Raw genomic sequence first — 18,979 nt, forward strand, 5'->3', positions numbered from 1 at the left:
GTGACGGCCCCCACGCCTCACCGGGCCGCCCCCGCGAGGGCCGCCGGCTCGCCGAGCACGTCGGAGAGGAGCTGGGCGCACCACTCCAGCAGCGCCTGGTCGCGCAGCGGCTCGCCGCCGACCCGGCGGGTGCTCGGCCGCGGCACGCTGACCTGGTCGAGCGCCGCCTTGTAGACGGCGTCCGGGTGGTACCGCTTGAGCCGCAGCTGCTTCGAGTCCGGCAGCGGCAGCGGACCGAACCGGATGTGCTTGCCCTGCATGCTGACGTCGGTGAGGCCGTAGCGGCGGGCGAGCAGCCGGAACCGCGCCACCGCCACCAGGTTCTGCACCGGCGCGGGCGGCTCGCCGTACCGGTCGGTCATCTCGGCGACCACCTCGCGCAGCCGCTCCTCGTCGCGGGCCTCGGCCAGCTTGCGGTACATCTCCAGGCGCAGCCGCTCCACGCCGACGTAGTCGTGCGGCAGGTGCGCGTCCACCGGAAGGTCGACCTTGACCTCGACCTCCTCCTCCGGACGTTCCCCCTTGAACGCCTGCACCGCCTCGCCGACCATGCGCACGTACAGGTCGAAGCCGACGCCCTCGATGTGGCCGGACTGCTCGCCGCCGAGCAGGTTGCCGGCGCCCCGGATCTCCAGGTCCTTCATCGCCACGTACATGCCGGCGCCCAGCTCGGTGTGCTGCGCGATCGTGGCCAGCCGCTCGTGGGCGTGCTCGGTGAGCGGCTTGTCCGGCGGGTAGAGGAAGTACGCGTACGCCCGCTCCCGGCCCCGGCCGACCCGGCCGCGGATCTGGTGCAGCTGGGCCAGGCCGAGCAGGTCGGCGCGTTCCACGATCAGGGTGTTGGCGTTCGGGATGTCGATGCCGGACTCCACGATCGTGGTGCAGACCAGGACGTCGAACTCCTTCTCCCAGAAGCCGACCATGACCTTCTCCAGGGCCTCCTCGCCCAGCTGGCCGTGCGCCACCGCGACCCGCGCCTCGGGCACCAGCTCACGCAGCTTCCGCGCCGCCCGCTCGATCGACTCGACCCGGTTGTGCAGGTAGAAGACCTGACCGTCGCGGAGCAGCTCACGGTGGATGGCGGCGGCCACCTGCCGCTCGTCGTACGCCCCGACGGCGGTGAGCACGGGGTGCCGCTCCTCCGGCGGGGTGGCGATGGTGGACATCTCCCGGATGCCGGTGATCGCCATCTCCAGCGTCCGCGGGATCGGGGTGGCCGACATGCTGAGCACGTCGACCGCGGCCCGCATGGCCTTCAGGTGCTCCTTGTGCTCGACGCCGAAGCGCTGCTCCTCGTCGACGATGACCAGGCCGAGGGACTTGAACCGGGTGGACGCCTGGAGCAGCCGGTGGGTGCCGATGACGATGTCGGCGGTGCCGTCGGCGACCATGGCCAGGGTCTGCTCGGCCTCCTTCGGCGTCTGGAAGCGGGACAGCTGCCGGATCGTCACCGGGAACTGGCTCATCCGCTCGGCGAACGTGTTGTAGTGCTGCTGCACGAGCAGCGTCGTCGGCACGAGCACCGCCACCTGCTTGCCGTCCTGCACCGCCTTGAACGCGGCTCGGACGGCGATCTCGGTCTTGCCGTACCCGACGTCGCCGCTGATCAGCCGGTCCATCGGGACCGTCTGCTCCATGTCCCGCTTGACCTCCTCGATGGCGGCGAGCTGGTCCGGCGTCTCCTGCCAGGGGAAGGCGTCCTCCAGCTCCCGCTGCCACGGGGTGTCCGGCCCGAAGTTGTGCCCCTTGGACGCCTTCCGAGCGGCGTAGAGCTGGATCAGCTGGGCGGCGATCTCCCGGACCGCCTTGCGGGCGCGGGCCTTCGACTTCTGCCAGTCCGAGCCGCCCATCTTGTGCAGGGTGGGCTGCTCACCGCCGACGTAGCGGGAGAGCTGGTCGAGCTGGTCGGTGGGGACGAACAACCGGTCGCCGGGCTGGCCGCGCTTGCTCGGGGCGTACTCGATGACCAGGTACTCCCGGCTGGCGCCGTTGACCGTCCGCTGCACCAGCTCGACGTACCGGCCGATGCCGTGCTGCTCGTGCACGACGAAGTCGCCGGCCTTGAGCTCCAGCGGGTCGATGGTGTTACGCCGCCGGCTCGGCATTTTGCGCATGTCCCGGGTCGAGGTGCCCCGGCCGCCGGTCAGGTCGTCCCCGGTGAGCAGCACGAACCGGGACGCCTCGTCGACGAAACCGCCGATCAGCGACCCGCAGGTGACCAGCAGCTCCCCAGGGGCGGGCGCGGTCGGCACCTCCTCGGTCATCCGCGCGCCCAGGCCGGCGTCGCGCAGCACCTCGACGGCCCGCTGGGCGGGACCGTGCCCCGCGAAGACCAGCGCGATCGACCACCCCTCGCCCGCCCAGCGCTTGAGGTCGTCGACCACGCGGGCGGTCTCGCCGTGGTAGAGCGGGGCGGGCTGGGCCGCGAGGGTCACCGCGATCGCGTCGTCCGGGGTGACGTCCACCTCGACCGGCTCGTCCTCCCAGGGCTGTCGCGCGGGGGCCGCGGCCGGTTCGGCCAGCCCGAACGGCGAGACCGTCCACCAGGGCTGGCCCTGGACGCGGGCGGCCGCCCGGACGTCCGCGAGGGTCCGGAAGGCGGCGGCACCGAGGTCAATCGGCCTTTGTGCGCCGCTCGAGGCCGCCTCCCAGCTCGCTCGGAGAAATTCGTCTGCGGTACGCACCAGGTCGTGCGCCCGGGTGCGGATGCGCTCCGGGTCACAGAGCAGCACGTGGGTGCCGGCCGGCATGGTGTCGAGCAGCAGCTCCATCGAATCGGCACCGATCAGCGCCGGGGCGAGCGACTCCATGCCCTCGACCGGGATGCCCTCGGCCAGCTTGTCGAGGATCTCCGCCAGCTCCGGGTGCTCCTCGGCGAGGGCGGCGGCCCGTTTCCGCACCGACGGGGTCAGCAGCAGCTCCCGGCAGGGCGGGGCCCAGAGCTGGGGAACCGCCTCGATCGTGCGCTGGTCGGCCACCGCGAAGGTGCGGATCTCCTCCACCTCGTCGCCCCAGAACTCGACCCGGGACGGGTGCTCGTCGGTGGGCGGGAACACGTCGAGGATGCCGCCGCGTACGGCGAACTCGCCGCGCTTGGTGACCAGGTCGACCCGCGCGTACGCCATGTCGGTGAGCCGGCGCGCGACCTCCTCCAGGTCGGCCTCGTCGCCGGCGGCCAGCCGCACCGGTTCCAGGTCGCCGAGGCCCTTCAGCTGCGGTTGCAGCAGGGACCGGACCGGGGCGACCACCACCCGCAGCGGGCCGGTGCGGCCGTGCGCGTCGGCCGAGTCGGGGTGGGCCAGCCGGCGGAGCACGGCCAGCCGCCGGCCCACCGTGTCCGAACGCGGTGACAGCCGCTCGTGCGGGAGCGTCTCCCAGGAGGGGAAGACCGCCACCTGCTCTGCCGGGAGCAGGCTGCCCAGCGCCGAGGCGAGGTCGTCGGCCTCCCGGCTGGTGGCGGTGACCGCCAGCACCGGCCGGCCCGCGCCTCCCACCGGCTCGTCGGCCGCGACAGCGGCGACGGCGAACGGCCGCAGCGACGGCGGGGCGGTCAGGTCGAGCCCGTCGAGGCGGGCAGCACCGGATCGCGCCAGGTCACGGGCCCGGGCGAGGGCCGGGTCGGCCAGGGCGGCGGCGAAGAGTCCGGTGAGCATGTGTGATCACTTCCAGGGGGCGTCGGCACACGACTAAAGCCCCTCGTCCGGCGGGACGGGGGGTGCACGCCTGCCAGCCTATCTCCGTCCCCCGACGTTCTGCCCGCTTCCCGCCACCGTCGCCCGCCGCCTCACCCCGCCCCGCGCCGCCCCACCCCCGCCTCGCGCCGCCGCCACCCCCGCCTCGCGCCGCCCCGCCCCCGCTCCCGCCCCCGCCCCCGCTCCCGCGATCCGCGATCCGCGATCCGCGATCCGCGTCGGCGTTCGCGCGCTCAAGATCCGGACAACTTCGGGGAAGGCGCTGCCTTCCGAAGCCCGGAGGCAGCACCTTCCCCGAAGTTGCGCCGGTCCCGTCCCATGAGGTGGATCTTGACCCGGCCGCGCCGTCATGGTCGGCTGAACCCATGAGCGGACAGTGGCGCGTGCAGTTCGACGCGGAGGTCACCTTCGCCAACGGTGGTGGGCTGCGAACCGAGGGATTCCGGCTGGACATCCCCGGTCGGGAGATCGACGACGCGGACCTGGCCGCGCTCTTCGTCCGGCACCTCGGGCTGCTGATGGTGGCCGACGTCCGCATCACGAACAAGACGATCATCGAGGAGCCGCACAAGGGCGGGCGCGGCGTTTCCGGGACCGGCGAGGATGCGCCGGGCCGCCGGCTGGTCGAGTTGAGCCACCCGGTCACCGACGGGATGGTCACACTTCCGGGCTGGCCGGCGCCGCGGATCACCGACTGGCTGACCCGGGAGGCGTCCCGCGCGAACTACGCCCCGGGCACCGAGTTCCACGTCGCCCGGATCGACATGATCGCCAACACGGGCACGTACGTGGACACCCCCGCGCACCGCTACGCCGACGGTGCCGATCTCACCGGCACACCGCTCGACCGGCTCGCCGACCTGCCCGGCGTCGTGGTCCGGGTGCCCGCCGACACCCGCGCGGTGGACCGGCTGCTGCTGGCCCCGTACGACGTCGCCGGCAAGGCGGTGCTGCTGCACACCGGCTGGTCGGCGCACTTCGGCACCGACCGGTACGGCGCACCCGAGGCCCCGTACCTCACCGGCGACGGCGCCGGCGCGCTGGTCGAGGCGGGCGCCGCCCTGGTCGGCATCGACTCGATCAACATCGACGACATGAGCCCGGCCGCGGCCGGCGAGCGCCCCGCGCACAGCGGCCTGCTGGCGGCCGGGATCCCGATCGTGGAGCACCTGACCGGGCTGGAGGCCCTTCCCCCGTCCGGATTCCGGTTCACCGCCGCGCCACCACGGGTGGCCGGCATGGGCACCTTCCCGGTCCGCGCCTTCGCCGTCGTGAGCTGATCGCGCCGGCACCGGCAAGATCGACACGGGATCCCGGGCATCGCGGCATCGCACCGTGTTGGACACCGCGATGCCCGGGGCATCGAGTGGATCTTCCTGGCCGCTCACCGATCAGTAGCGCACCGAGATGCGGCGGTCGGCGGCGTCGACGCGGACGTCACCGCCGTACGGGAGGATCAGCTGCGGGTCGGTGTGCCCGATGTCCAGATCGAAGACGACCACCGCGTACGGGTTGTACGTCGCCAGCGCCCGGGTCACCGCGGCCCGCTGCTCCGCCGCGTACGCCACCTTCTCCGCCGGGCCGAGCGGCCGGCTGAACTCCCACGCCTTCGGCCGGCCGACCAGCACGGCGGGGAACGTCCCGAGCAGGCCCCGCTCCCCCAGGTTGCGCAACATCCGGAAGACCTCGGTGGCCGACGGCAGCTCCTCGGAGGTTTCCAGCACGAAGACCGACCCGGCCAGCTCCGCCACGGGGGCGACCCGGTCGGCGGCGAGCAGCCAGTGCAGCACCTCCAGGTTGCCGCCCCAGATCCGGCCCTCGACCACCCGCTGCGCCCCGGCCCAGGTCCAGCCCGAGGCCGGGAACATCACCGGCTCGCGGGCCAGCGTGGCGGGGTCGTTCCAGTCGTTCGGCTGGTCGCCCCACTCGGTGGCCGGGGTCAGGTCGTACCAGCCGGTGGTGAAGAGCGCGGCGCGCAGCGAGTCGAACGTGAGCGGGTGCGGCGCACCGGGCCGGCCGAGGTGCACCAACACCGACCCGCCGTGGTAGCCGACCGTCCCCAGCCGGTGCAGGTGGTTCAGCATGTTGGTGTTGTCCGAGTAGCCGAAGTACGGCTTCGGGTTCGCCCGCAGCACCGCGTCGTCGAGGTGCGGCGTGACCGTGATCAGGTCCTCCCCGCCGACGGTGGCCAGCACGGCGGTGACCGTGGGGTCGGCGAAGGCGGCGGTCAGGTCCCGCGCCCGGTCGCGCGGGTCGGCGTCCATGACACACGTGGTCGGGTACTCGACCGGATCCAGGCCGAGGTCCTCGCGCAGCCGGCGCAGGCCCAGCTCGTACACGTGCGGGAAGAGGCCCGGCAGGCCGGCGGACGGGGAGACGACCGCGACCCGGTCGCCGGGGCGCGGCTTTGGTGGATAGCGCAACGTCGGCACGATCCGAACGCTACCGACGCCCGCCAGTGGGCATCCGCGCCGGAGCCGGGGCGAAACGGCGTACCCGTTCGAACCGGACTCTAGGCTGGCGGAGTGATCGGCGACACCCTGCTCCGCCGCCACGGCCCGGCGTCCGTGCCGTGGCACCGGCCGGGAGCTGCGCGAATGCCTGAGATGTTAGGAAGGGACCCTTCCACAACAGAAGGCGTTAACAAGGGGCCCCTCCTTACACCCTGGTCCGCGCGGATACCATCCAGGGAGTCGGACAGCGCTGTCCTTCGTACTCACGTAAGGAGCGCACCGTGACCGACCAGCACGACCACGACGGCCCCGACGCCGCGCTGCGCGCCGACATCCGCCGCCTCGGCACCCTGCTCGGGCAGACCCTCGCCCGCCAGGAGGGCCGCCCCCTGCTCGACCTCGTCGAGGACATCCGCGCCCAGGTCCGCACCGACGCCCCGGCCGCCGCCCAGCGGCTCGCCGGGCTGGACGTCACCACGGGCACCAAGCTGGCCCGCGCGTTCTCCACGTACTTCCACCTGGCCAACATCACCGAGCAGGTCCACCGCGCCCGCGACCTGCGCCGCCGCCGCGCCATCCAGGGCGGCTGGCTGGACCAGGCGGCCAAGATGATCGCCGAGCGCGGGGTGCCCGCCGAGGAGATCGCCGCGGTGGCCCGCCGCCTCGCGGTGCGCCCGGTCTTCACCGCCCACCCCACCGAGGCCGCCCGCCGGTCGATCCTGTCGAAGCTCCGCGCGATCGCCGACGAACTGGACACCGAGACCAGCAACGCGATCCTGTACGGGGCCAGCGACGAGGGCCCCGCCAACCGCCGCCTCGCCGAACTGCTCGACCTCATGTGGCAGACCGACGAGCTGCGGCTGGACCGGCCCGACCCGACGGACGAGGCCCGCAACGCCATCTACTACCTGCGCGACCTGTACGCCGAGGCGGCGCCGCAGGTGCTCGACGACCTCGCCGACACGCTGCGCATGCTCGGGGTGGAGACCTCGCCGACCGCCCGGCCGCTGACCTTCGGCACCTGGATCGGCGGCGACCGGGACGGCAACCCGTTCGTCACCCCCACGGTGACCCGCGAAGTGCTGATCATCCAGCACGAGCACGGCATCGCGGCCACCGAGAAGGCGATGGACCAGCTCATCAACGAGGTGTCGGTCTCCCGCCGGCTACGCGGCGTCTCGCTGGACCTCTCGGCCAGCCTGGCCGCCGACCTCGACGCGCTGCCCGAGGTGGCACCCCGGTTCCGCCGGGTCAACGCCGAGGAGCCGTACCGGCTGAAGGCCCGCTGCGTGAAGGCGAAGCTCGCCAACACCCGGCACCGGCTGCGGCAGGGCACCGCCCACGTGCCGGGGCGGGACTACCGGGGGTCCGGCGAGCTGATCGCCGACCTGGAGTTGCTGCGCGCCTCGCTGGCCCGCAACTCCGGCCAGCTCACCGCCGTGGGCCGGCTCGCGTCGACCATCCGTACGGTGTCCGCGTTCGGCCTGCACCTCGCCACCATGGACGTCCGCGAGCACGCCGAGAAGCACCACGAGGTGCTGGCCCAGCTGTACGGCGCGGTGGGCGAGGTGGAGGACTACCCGTCGCTGAGCCGGCTGGAGCGCACCAAGCTGCTCGCCGACGAGCTGACCGGCCGGCGGCCGCTGTCCACCCTCGACACGCCGCTCACCGAGTCCGCCCGCAAGACGTTCGACGTGTTCGGCACGATCCGGGAGGCGCAGGACCGGTTCGGCACCGAAGTGATCGAGTCGTACATCATCTCGATGACCCTCGGCGTGGACGACGTGCTCGCCGCGGTCGTGCTGGCCCGCGAAGCCGGCCTGATCGACGTACACAGCGGCCGGGCGCGGATCGGCTTCGTGCCGCTGCTGGAGACCCCCGCCGAGCTGAACGCCGGCGGTGAGCTGCTGGACGAGCTCTTGTCGCTGCCGGCGTACCGGGCGCTGGTCGCGGCCCGCGGTGACGTGCAGGAGGTGATGCTGGGCTACTCCGACTCCAACAAGGAGGCCGGCATCACCACCAGCCAGTGGTCCATCCACCGGGCGCAGCGCGCGCTGCGCGACGTCGCCGCCCGGCACGGCGTGCACCTGCGGCTCTTCCACGGCCGCGGCGGCACGGTCGGCCGGGGCGGCGGGCCCACGCACGACGCGATCCTGGCCCAGCCGTACGGGACGCTCGACGGCGCGATCAAGGTGACCGAGCAGGGCGAGGTGATCTCGGACAAGTACACGCTGCCCGCGCTGGCCCGGGAGAACCTGGAGCTGACCATGGCCGCCGTGCTCCAGGCGACGCTGCTGCACACCGCGCCCCGGCAGCCCGCGGAGATGCTGGAGCGGTGGGACGCGACGATGGACGTGGTCAGCGAGGCGGCGTTCCGGTCGTACCGGTCGCTGGTCGAGGACCCGGACCTGCCCGCGTACTTCTGGGCGTCGACCCCGACCGAGCTGCTGGGCGCGCTGAACATCGGCTCCCGGCCGGCGAAGCGCCCGAACACCGGCGCCGGGCTGGCCGGTCTGCGGGCCATCCCGTGGGTGTTCGGCTGGACCCAGACCCGGCAGATCGTCCCCGGCTGGTTCGGGGTGGGCTCCGGCCTGGCCGCCGCCCGCGAGGCCGGGCACGCGGACGTGCTCGCCGAGATGCACCGCAGCTGGCACTTCTTCCGGACGTTCCTGTCGAACGTCGAGATGATGCTGACCAAGACGGATCTGACGATCGCCCGCCGGTACGTGGAGACGCTGGTACCGAAGAAGCTGCACCCGATCTTCCACAAGATCGAGCAGGAGTACGAGCTGACCAAGCGCGAGGTGCTCGCGGTGACCGCCTCGCCGGCCCTGCTGGAGAGCTCGCCGGTGCTCCAGCGCACCCTCGCCGTGCGGGACACTTACCTGGAGCCGCTGCACCACCTCCAGGTGGCGCTGCTGCGGCAGTACCGGGAATCGGGCGCGGCGGGTCGTGCGGTGGCCACCGCGCCGGGCGGCCGGCGCGCGCCGAGTGACGGCACGGCGTTGGAGCGCGCCCTGCTCACCACCGTCAACGGCATCGCCGCCGGCATGCGCAACACCGGCTGAGGCGTAAGGAAGGGCCCCCTATTAACGCCTGAGGTAGAGGAGGGGTCCCCTGTTAACAGTCGGCTGTTAACAGGGGACCCCTCCTTACCGCTCGGCGGCGGTTCAGAAGTCGCCGCCGCCGAAATCGTCGCCGCCGCCGAAGTCGCCGGCGCCCGCGCCGCCGCTGCCCTCGCCGCCCACGTCACCGCCGCCCGCAGCGCCGGCGTCGCCCTGGTCGGCCCCGTCCTGGAAGCCCTCCTCGTAGCCGGTGCCGTAGCCGTACCCGGGATCGCCCCACATCGGGGAGAAGAGCGCGTCGGCGATGAGCAGGCCGCCGACCACGCCCGCGCCGGCGCCCAGCGCGGTCTTCCACCACGGCGTCGAGTACCAACCGGCGGGCACCGGCCGGCCCTGGAACCGCCCACCCGGGTAGTAGTAGGGCGTGTCCCGGCTGGGCTGCGGGCCGGCCTTGAAGGTCTGCCCCTGCACGTCCACCTCGCGGTCCCGGGTGAGCTGCCCGGCACCTCTGGCCGCGGCGAGCGGCGGCAGGTCGGGCCCGGGGTCGATGCCCATCGCGGTCCGGGCCGCCCGGATGTACGCCAGTCCCTCCAGCGCCGTCTCCCGGGCGAGCGCGAACTGGTGCGGTGTCCGCGCCTGTTCCAGCTGGGAGCCGGCCGCGTTGTACCGCTCCCCGGCGTCGGCCAGCGCCTGCCGGACCGCGGGTTCCTCCCCGTGGAGGTTCATCAGCTGCCCGCCGAGTCGCTCGTACCAGCGCTGCGCCTCCGCCCGCGCGTCGGCCAGCTCGTCACCGCGGCGCGCGCCCGCCTGGGCACGGGCGACCGCGAAGGCGATCACCGCGCCGAGAGCCACGATGCCGAGGCACAGCAGAAGTTCCATGACGCGTACCTACCCACGCGCGCCCGGTCGTACCCGTTTGGCAAGCTCGGCGGCATGGACTTTCCGACGCTGGCCGTGGTGGTCGTCTGCCTCGCCGCGGGCGGCGCGGTGGGCTGGTACGCCGCCCGCGTCCGGTCCGCCACCGAGATCGCCCGGCTGGAGGCCACGCTCGCGGCCACCCGGGAGGGCGAGGGCCGCCTGGAGCAGTCCATGCGCGCGCTCAGCTACGAGGCCACCGCCCAGTCCCAGGAGGCGGTGGCCCGCGCGGTGGCGCCGCTGCACGAGACCCTCCGGCGGTACGAGCTGCGGGTCGCCGAGCTGGAACGCGACCGGGTCGACGCGTACGCCGAGCTGCGCGAACAGGTCCGCACGATGAGCACGGTCTCCGGTGAGCTGCGCACGGAAACCAAGCAGCTCGTGGCGGCGCTGCGGGCACCCCAGGTGCGCGGCCGGTGGGGCGAGCACCAGCTGCGTCGCATCGTCGAGGCGGCCGGCATGTTGGAGCACTGCGACTTCGCCGAGCAGGTCACCGCCGCGACCGACCATCAGGGGGTCCGACCCGACCTGGTGGTGCGTCTGCACGGCGGCCGGTCGGTGGTGGTCGACGCGAAGGCGCCGTTCGAGGCGTACCTGACCGCGATGGAGGCCCGCGACGAGCGTGGCCGGGACGGCCACCTCGACGCGCACGCGAAGCACCTGCGCGCCCACGTGGACGCGCTGGCGGCCAAGACGTACTGGGCGGCGTTCGACCAGGCACCCGAGTTCGTGGTGCTGTTCGTGCCGGCCGACCCGTTCCTCGACGTCGCGTTGCAGCGCGACCCGACGCTGCTGGAGCACGCGTTCGCCCGCAACGTGGTGCTCGCGACCCCCGCCACCCTGGTCGCGCTGCTGCGCACGGTCGCCTACTCGTGGCGGCAGGAGGCGTTGGCCCGCAACGCGGTGGCGGTGCATTCCCTGGCCCGCGAGCTGTACGGGCGGCTGTCCACCCTGGGCGACCACGTCGGGAAGCTGGGGGCGTCGCTCGGTGGGGCGGTCACCGCGTACAACCGTGCGGTGGGTTCGCTGGAGGCGCGCGTGCTGGTCAGTGCCCGTAAGCTCGCCGAGTTGGGCGTGTCCGACGACGAGCTGGCGGCGCCGGCTCAGGTCGAGGTCACTCCACGTCAGCCCCAGGCGCCGGAGCTGCTGGAGCCGGGCGCCTGAGTGGACGTTCACCGTCCGTCCACATCAAGCGGTGGATGTGACAATGCGTGTCCACGCATGTCACGAGATGGTCACAACGAACTGGCTGGTAGTGACACCGGACGTCGATACCGCGAAGGATTTCGCTCACGCGTGCCCTGCATCTGAGGGCCCTGTTCTCTGGAGGAAAGAGAACGTGAGCAAACCCCGAAATCTGAGCCGGCGTACCTCCGCCGCGCTCTTCGCGTCGGTCATCGCGGCCAGTGCCGTGACCGTCGCGGGCGGCGCCGCCACCGCGAGCGCCGCACCGGCCGCACCCGACGCGACCCCCGTCGAGGTGCTGGGCGCCCACGACGCCAAGCTGCTCGCGGAGGCAGAGGCGGAGAAGGCCCCCACCGTCACCCTGATCGTGGCGACGGAGAAGGGCGAGGCCAAGGACGTCGCCGACGACCTGAAGGGTCTCGGCGCCGCGGTAACCGAGCGGTACGACACGATCGGGTACGTCCTGGCGAAGGTCCCCACCGACAAGGTGGTCAAGGCCGCCACGCTGCCCGGCGTCTCCGGTGTCGACCTGGACGAGACGATCCAGCGTCCCGAGCCGAGTCCGGAAGCCGCACCTTCCGGCCAGAAGGCGGCCAAGCAGGGCGCGACGCTGAGCGGCCCCGGCGCCGACACCCGTGCCGCCAACCCCTACATGCCGACCAACGAGATCGGCGCCGTGCGGTTCATCTCGCAGCACCCGGAGTGGGACGGGCGCGGTGTGACGATCGGCATCATGGACTCCGGTGTGGACCTGGACCACCCGGCGCTTCAGCAGACCACCACCGGCGAGCGCAAGATCGTCGACTGGATCACCGCGACGGATCCGTTCGAGGACGCCACGTGGCGACCGATGATCACCGAGGTGACCGGCCCGTCCTTCAGTGCGGCCGGTGCCACCTGGACGGCTCCGGCGGGCACCTACCGCTTCAACACCTTCCGCGAGTCGATCACGGCGGCCAGCGAGCCGGGCGGCGACGTCAACCGCGACGGCGACCAGACCGACGTGTTCGGCGTGCTCTACAACCCGACCACCCACGACATCTGGGTGGACGCCGACCTCGACCGGGACTTCACCGACGAGGCCGCGATGCGGCCGTACAAGGAGAAGTTCGACGTCGGGCACTTCGGCACCGACAACCCGTCGACCGCGGTCCGCGAACAGATGCCGTTCGTGGTCGAGTACCGCGAGGACGTCGACACCGCGCCGGTGGGCGGTCCCGGCCTGGTCGACTACGTCAACATCGGCATCGTCGAGGACGCGCACGGCAGCCACGTCGCCGGCATCACCGCCGCCAACGACATGCTCGGCAACGACGCGTTCGACGGCGCCGCGCCCGGTGCGAAGCTGGTCTCCGCCCGCGCCTGCACGTGGGGCGGCGGCTGCACCTACGCCGCCCTCACCACCGGAATGGCGGACCTGGTCATCAACCGTGGCGTCGATGTCATCAACATGTCGATCGGCGGCCTGCCCGCGCTGAACGACGGCAACAACGCCCGCGCCGAGCTGTACAACAACCTGATCAACACGTACGGCGTGCAGATGTTCATCTCGGCCGGCAACTCCGGCCCGGGCCTGAACACCATCGGCGACCCGTCGGTGTCGGCCAACGTGGTCAGCGTCGCGGCCAGCATCAGCAAGGACACCTGGCTGGCGAACTACGGCTCGGTGGTGCGGACGAAGAACGCCCTGTTCAACTTCTCCTCGCGCGGTCCGCGTGAGGACGGCGGGGTCAAGCCCACCATCGCCGCGCCGGGTTCCGCGATCTCCACGATCCCGGTCTGGCAGGCCGGCGCGCCGGTCGCCGAGGCCGGTTACGCCCTCCCGCCGGGCTACGGCATGTTCAACGGCACCTCGATGGCCTCCCCGCAGGCCGCCGGCGGCGCCGCGCTGCTGCTGTCGGCCGCACGCGCGACCGACAAGGGCGTCACCCCGGCGATGCTGCGCCGGGCGCTCGTCAGCTCGGCCAAGCCGATCAAGGGCGTCCCGACGTACGGTCAGGGCTTCGGCATGTTCGACGTGCCGGGTGCCTGGAAGCTGCTGCGCCAGGGCGTCGAGACCCGCTCGTACACGTCGGAGGCGCCGGTCTGCACCGTGCTCTCCGAGCAGCTCGCCAACCCGAACCGGGGCACCGGCCTGTACAACCGGTGCGCCTCCGCGGAGGGTGGCCACCGGATCGGCCAGACCAAGACCTACCAGGTCAAGCTCACCCGGACCAGCGGCCCGGCCGGCAGCGTCAAGCACACCATCGGGCTGCGCGGCAACGACGGCACCTTCAAGGCACCGAAGACCGTCTCGCTGCCGCTGAACAAGACCGTCACCGTCACCGTCACCGCCAAGCCGGGTGCCGGTGCGCACGGGGCGATCATGACGGTGGACGACCCGGCCACCAACACGATCGACTTCGAGGTCTCCCTCGTGGTCGTCGCGTCCACCGACACCCGGAAGCCGAACTTCTCGTTCTCGGCCGAGGGCTCGGTGGACCGGAACGGCTTCACGTCGTACTTCGTGACCGTGCCGCCGGGGGCCGGCGCGCTCCAGGTGAACCTCGCCGGCATCGCCACCGGCTCGCAGACGCGGTTCATCGCGTTCAACCCGTACGGCGTTCCGGTGGAGAGCACCTCCAGCCTGGCCTGCTACACCAACTTCTCCGACGCCAACGCCTGCAAGCCGCAGGAGCGGGACTACCAGAACCCGATCCCGGGCATCTGGGAGATCGAGGTGGAGTCGCGTCGTACCTCGCCGTCGCTGAACAACCCGTTCCAGCTCACGGCGCGGATCCAGGGCGTCGCGGTCGAGCCGGCCGTGGTCGAGCTGCCGTCGGTCGAGGCCGGTGCGGCGACCCCGGTCACCTGGGGCCTGACCAACACCTTCGGCCCGGTCACCGTGACCGGCCAGGGCGGCCCGCTCTCCAGCGTCAACACCGAGCGGCCGACCATCGCCGAGGGCGCCTCGCAGGAGTTCCTCGTCGAGGTGCCGGCCGGGGCGACGCAGTTCACGGCCCGGATCGGCAACCCGGCCAACGCCGCCGCCGACCTGGACCTGTACGTGTTCCTCGGCGCTACCCGGGTCGGCTTCGCCGCCGACGGTGACTCCGAGGAGGCGGTCACCCTCACCAACCCGACGGCGGGCACCTACCGGGTGGTCGTCGAGGGGTACGCGGTGGACGGTGCCGGCGGAAGCACGGCGTACGACTACCGGGACTCGTTCTCCGCCCCGGCGCTCGGCACCCTGTCGGCGTCGTCGGCCCCGCTCACCCTGGCGCACGGCGCCACCGGTTCCCTCACGGGTACGGTGACCGCCCAGTCCACCCCGGCCGCCGGCCGGGAGCTGCACGGTGAGCTGGCCGTGGTGACGTCGGAGGGCGCGGTCGTCGGCCGCGGCGCCGTCGCCATCGGCGCGGTGAACTGACCCTTCCGTAACACGGCAGGAGCCCGTCCCCGGTTCGCCGGGGGCGGGCTCCTGTCACGTGTCGCGAGGTCTCGGAAGCCCCGGAGGGCCTCCTCGGCGTCCGGCGCGTCAGCCCCGCCGGGAGGCGGTCTCCACCAGGAAGGGGATGCCCTGCTGGCAGGTGGTCATCATGTCCGGCTGGATCTTCCCGGTCACCGTCACCGTGGCGCCGGCGGTCAGCACGTCGCGCGGGCCGCCGATCAGCAGGTACCCGTCGAGCAGCAGGCAGCCGGGCTCGACACCGGACTCGACCTTCCCGGTCAATGTGGCGGCCCCGACCGGCGGTGGCTTGGTCGGCCCGCCCGGCTGCTTGGGGCTGACCGTCGGCACCGGCTGCGTGGGGGCGGCCGGCGAGGTCGGCGGGACGGCGCCGGGGGTGGTCGGCTCCGGGATCGGCGAGTCGGTCACGGGCGATGCTCCCGTCGGGGTGGGGGTGCCGTCGCCCGTACCCTGGCCGCCGCAGGCGCCGAGCGCCAGGCAGACGGCCAGCGCCGGGACGGCGAGCCGAAGGGTCCTCATACCGGTATCTGACGTACCGGCGGCCGCCGGCGTTCCACGCTAACCCCGGGCCGCCGCGGCGGCCTTCATGTCCCGCTTGAGTTCCTGCGGCAGGGAGAAGGTCAGCCGCTCGTTGGCGGTCACGACCTCCTCGACGTCGGCGAAGCCGCGCGCGGCGAGGTGGGCCAGCACGTCCTGGACCAGCTCCTCGGGAACGCTGGCGCCCGAGGTCAGGCCGACCGTCGTCGCGCCCTCCAGCCAGGCGTCGTCGATCTCGTGCGCGAAGTCGACCAGGTGACCGGCGCGGGCGCCGGCGTCGAGGGCCACCTCGACCAGGCGGACCGAGTTGGAGGAGTTCTTCGAGCCGACGACGATCACGACGTCGCAGTCCGGCGCGATCTCCTTGACCACGTGCTGCCGGTTGCTGGTCGCGTAGCAGATGTCGTCGCTCGGCGGGGACTGGAGCATCGGCAGCCGCTTCTTCAGGCGCGCCACCGTCTCCATCGTCTCGTCCACCGACAGCGTGGTCTGCGAGAGCCAGACGACCTTGTTCGGGTCGCGGACGGTGATTCGGTCGGCGCCCTCCGGCCCGTCGACCAGCTGGATGTGCTCGGGGGCCTCACCGGAGGTGCCGACGACCTCCTCGTGCCCCTCGTGGCCGATCAGCAGGATGTCGTAGTCCTCGGCGGCGAACCGCTTCGCCTCCTGGTGCACCTTGGTGACCAGGGGACACGTCGCGTCGATCGCCTTCAGCGAGCGCGCCTTCGCCTGTTCGTACACCTCGGGGGCGACGCCGTGGGCGGAGAAGATGACGGTGGCGCCCTCCGGCACCTCCTCGTTCTCCTCCACGAAGATCGCGCCCTGGGCCTCCAGGGTGCGGACCACGTGCTTGTTGTGCACGATCTGCTTGCGCACGTAGATCGGCGCGCCGTAGAGCTTAAGCGCCTCCTCGACGGTCTGCACCGCCCGGTCGACGCCCGCGCAGTAGCCGCGGGGCTTCGCCAGGATCACGCGCTTGCCGGTCCGGGACGTCGCTTCAGCCTCAGTCACCCGCCCATCGTACGTGCCGGCTTCTCCACCGGCAGCGCCTGCGACCCGTACCACAGCCCCCTGCCCGACCCTTTGATCATGAAGTTGACGGGTGGTTCGATCTTTTCGGCACCCGTCAACCTCATGATCGACGCGGGCGTGGTCGGGGGTGGGAACTAGGGTGGGCGGGTGGGTACGGGAGCGGAGATCCCGCGGAGCAGCTCCGAGGAGCCGTGGCCGGTCCGGGTGGTCAGCCAGAAGATCGGCGCGTGGATCGCGCGGCTGGGCTGGGTGTGGGTGGACGGGCAGGTCGCGCAGATCAGCCGCCGCCCCGGCGCCACCACCGTCTTCCTCACCCTGCGGGACCCGTCCGCCGACCTCAGCCTGACCGTCACCACCAACCGGGACGTGCTGGACTCCGGCGCGCCGGAGCTGCGCGAGGGCGCCCGCGTGGTGCTGCACGCCAAGCCCGAGTTCTACGCGGCCCGGGGCACCCTGAGCCTGCGCGCCGACGAGATCCGTCAGGTGGGCCTCGGCGAGCTGCTGGCCCGGCTGGAGAAGCTGAAGAAGCTGCTGGCCGCCGAGGGCCTCTTCGACCGGGCGCGCAAGCGCCGCCCGCCGTTCCTGCCCAACCGGATCGGGCTGATCACCGGGCGGGCGAGCGCCGCCGAGCGCGACGTGCTGACCAACGCCCGCCGGCGCTGGCCGGCGGTGGCGTTCCGCACCGTCAACGTGGCCGTGCAGGGGCCGAGCGCCGTGCCGCAGATCGTCGACGCGCTCAAGGTGCTGGACGCCGACCCGAGCATCGACGTGATCGTCATCGCCCGGGGCGGCGGCAGCATCGAGGACCTGCTCCCCTTCTCCGACGAGGCGCTGTGCCGGGCCGTGTTCGCCTGCCGTACGCCGGTCGTCAGCGCGATCGGCCACGAGACCGACGCGCCGCTGCTCGACTACGTCGCCGACGTCCGCGCGTCCACCCCGACCGACGCGGCCAAGCGCGTGGTTCCCGACCTCGCCGAGGAGGTCCGCCTCATCGGGCAGGCCCGGTCCCGGCTGGAGCGGGCGGTCCGCAACCTCGTCGACCGGGAGTCGCACCGCCTCGACCTGCTCCGGTCGCGGCCGGTGCTGGCCCGGCCGCAGGTGATGGTCGAGCAGCGGGCGACCGACGTGACCGGGCTGCGCCAGCGGGCTCTGCGCTGCCTCGACCACCGGCTGGCCGCCGCCGACGACGACCTGCGGCACACGCTGGCCCGCCTGCGCGCCCTGTCCCCCGCCGCCACCCTCGACCGCGGGTACGCCATCGTGCAGCGCGCCGACGGCCACGTCGTCCGCGCGGCGTCCGAGGTCGCCAAGGGGGATCCGCTTCGGGTACGCCTCGCCGACGGCGAGCTGGCCGCGACCGTGGACGGCTGACACCGTCCGTCCGGCGGGTGTGATGGGATGGGGTCGATGAGCGAGGAAACCAAGGACGAGCGGCTCAGCTACGAGCAGGCCCGCGCCGAGCTGGCGTCGGTGGTCGAGCGGCTGGAGGCCGGCGGCACCACGCTGGAGGAGTCGCTGGCGCTCTGGGAGCGCGGCGAGAAGCTGGCCGGCGTCTGCCAGGCGTGGCTGGACGGCGCCCGCGCCCGCCTCGACGCCGCCCGCCAGGAGGCCGCCGAGTCCTGACCGCCCCGGTCGCCAGATCCCGGGAAGGATCCGCCCCCCGGAGGGGCCGCATTCCTGCAAAACCCACGAGGCGGCGGCGGGGCCGCCGGAGTGCGTCCCGGCGCGGGCGGCCGGAGGCCGCCCGCGCCGCCCGTCACGTGAACAGGTTGTAGAACTCGGCGGGCGCCTCGACCACCTGGTCGGCCGGCGGCTGCTGGGCCGGCGTGGCGTTGCCGTAGTCGGAGTACGCCATCCGGATCTCCTGCGCGGCCGACTGGCCGGCGGCCGGGATCTGAAGGACCAGTTCACTGAGCCGGCCCTGCAGGTCCAGCTTGGCGGTGAAGGGCACCGTACGCGCCTGCGGACCGAGCGCGGTGATCACGGCGGGGTCGACCGACCCGGCGTCGGCGGCCTTCGACGCGTCCAGCGTGCCGGCGTACGTGCCCTCGCCGGTCTTCCGTACCTCGGTGATGCCCTGCGTGAGCACCGTGCTGCCGGCCGGGTCGACCTGGTCGAAGTCGAAGCCCAGGTTCCGGTTCCCCTGGATCCGGGACTGGTCGAGGTGCTGGTACTTGCCGAGGTTGAGCTTCTGCACGCCGGGCACGCTGCTGGCGGTCCGGCCGCCGAGATCCAGCTTCACCCAGCTGTCCGGCTTGATGTGGACGAGGTCGAGGGTCATCGACAGGTCGTCGGTCGGCTTGCCGAGCACCACCTTCATCTGCGCGCTCTGGCTGGGCTCGTGCACCTGCCCCTCGGCGGTGGACCCGCTACCGGACATGGTGAAGCGGAAGTTGCCGTTGCTGATCTCCCGCGTCGAGTCCAGCAGCGCCTGCTTGGCGTCGGCGGGGACGCCGGTGGCGGGAGCCGGTCCGGACGCGGTGGCCGTCGGCGTGCCGGACGAGCCGCCCTGCGGGGTCCCGTCGGCGTTGCAGGCGGCGAGACCGGGTGCGAACAACGCGGCGGCCATCAGGCCGGCGCTCAGACGTCGAACAGTCATGCGTGTCTCCAGGTGGGTCACCCGGCACGCCTCGCGGCGGCCGGTACCGGGCG

The 18,979-nt window shown here is 72.7% G+C and carries 12 protein-coding genes; 6 read left to right on the plus strand and 6 right to left on the minus strand.

Translation table 11 applies throughout. The features are described from left to right. Positions 1 to 17 precede the first annotated feature (17 nt). Positions 18 to 3,653: a transcription-repair coupling factor gene (gene mfd / locus ACN26Y_RS03455; RefSeq protein WP_422734318.1), complete on the minus strand. Its 3,636-nt coding sequence runs from the start codon at positions 3,651 to 3,653 to the stop codon at positions 18 to 20. A gap of 404 nt (positions 3,654 to 4,057) precedes the next feature. On the opposite strand from mfd, the gene ACN26Y_RS03460 reads away from it, so the two are divergent. Then, complete coding sequence (locus tag ACN26Y_RS03460) at positions 4,058 to 4,972, plus strand: cyclase family protein (protein WP_422734319.1); 915 nt, start codon at positions 4,058 to 4,060, stop codon at positions 4,970 to 4,972. A gap of 111 nt (positions 4,973 to 5,083) precedes the next feature. Here ACN26Y_RS03460 and ACN26Y_RS03465 read toward each other — a convergent pair whose 3' ends face one another. Beyond that, entirely contained in the window at positions 5,084 to 6,124 is a 1,041-nt protein-coding gene (locus ACN26Y_RS03465) for a S66 family peptidase (protein ID WP_422734320.1), read from the minus strand. 302 nt (positions 6,125 to 6,426) lie between these two features. Between ACN26Y_RS03465 and ppc the strand changes: the two genes are divergently transcribed. Further along, a complete protein-coding gene (gene ppc, locus ACN26Y_RS03470; protein ID WP_422734321.1) occupies positions 6,427 to 9,213 on the plus strand; it encodes a phosphoenolpyruvate carboxylase in 2,787 nt (928 codons plus the stop codon). 102 nt (positions 9,214 to 9,315) lie between these two features. Here ppc and ACN26Y_RS03475 read toward each other — a convergent pair whose 3' ends face one another. Beyond that, a complete protein-coding gene (locus tag ACN26Y_RS03475; RefSeq protein WP_155328851.1) occupies positions 9,316 to 10,089 on the minus strand; it encodes a hypothetical protein in 774 nt (257 codons plus the stop codon). 54 nt (positions 10,090 to 10,143) lie between these two features. Between ACN26Y_RS03475 and ACN26Y_RS03480 the strand changes: the two genes are divergently transcribed. Next, on the plus strand, positions 10,144 to 11,289 hold the full coding sequence (locus ACN26Y_RS03480) for a DNA recombination protein RmuC (RefSeq protein ID WP_155328852.1): 1,146 nt from the start codon (positions 10,144 to 10,146) through the stop codon (positions 11,287 to 11,289). A gap of 175 nt (positions 11,290 to 11,464) precedes the next feature. After that, complete coding sequence (locus ACN26Y_RS03485) at positions 11,465 to 14,719, plus strand: S8 family serine peptidase (protein ID WP_422734322.1); 3,255 nt, start codon at positions 11,465 to 11,467, stop codon at positions 14,717 to 14,719. A 108-nt stretch (positions 14,720 to 14,827) separates the two neighbouring features. On the opposite strand, the gene ACN26Y_RS03490 is transcribed toward ACN26Y_RS03485, so the two are convergent. Both ACN26Y_RS03490 and ACN26Y_RS03495 read right to left on the minus strand, forming a co-directional pair. Beyond that, entirely contained in the window at positions 14,828 to 15,277 is a 450-nt protein-coding gene (locus ACN26Y_RS03490) for a hypothetical protein (protein ID WP_155328854.1), read from the minus strand. 39 nt (positions 15,278 to 15,316) lie between these two features. Continuing rightward, on the minus strand, positions 15,317 to 16,306 hold the full coding sequence (locus tag ACN26Y_RS03495) for a 4-hydroxy-3-methylbut-2-enyl diphosphate reductase (protein WP_155328855.1): 990 nt from the start codon (positions 16,304 to 16,306) through the stop codon (positions 15,317 to 15,319). A gap of 225 nt (positions 16,307 to 16,531) precedes the next feature. Between ACN26Y_RS03495 and xseA the strand changes: the two genes are divergently transcribed. Continuing rightward, positions 16,532 to 17,698, plus strand: a complete 1,167-nt coding sequence (xseA, locus tag ACN26Y_RS03500) for an exodeoxyribonuclease VII large subunit (RefSeq protein ID WP_370463378.1) — start codon at positions 16,532 to 16,534, stop codon at positions 17,696 to 17,698. A gap of 36 nt (positions 17,699 to 17,734) precedes the next feature. After that, positions 17,735 to 17,950, plus strand: a complete 216-nt coding sequence (locus ACN26Y_RS03505) for an exodeoxyribonuclease VII small subunit (RefSeq protein WP_155328857.1) — start codon at positions 17,735 to 17,737, stop codon at positions 17,948 to 17,950. A gap of 133 nt (positions 17,951 to 18,083) precedes the next feature. On the opposite strand, the gene ACN26Y_RS03510 is transcribed toward ACN26Y_RS03505, so the two are convergent. Further along, entirely contained in the window at positions 18,084 to 18,926 is an 843-nt protein-coding gene (locus ACN26Y_RS03510; protein ID WP_155328858.1) for a hypothetical protein, read from the minus strand. Positions 18,927 to 18,979 lie beyond the last annotated feature (53 nt).

Source organism: Micromonospora sp. WMMD558 (assembly GCF_049315255.1).
GTDB lineage: Bacteria > Actinomycetota > Actinomycetes > Mycobacteriales > Micromonosporaceae > Micromonospora.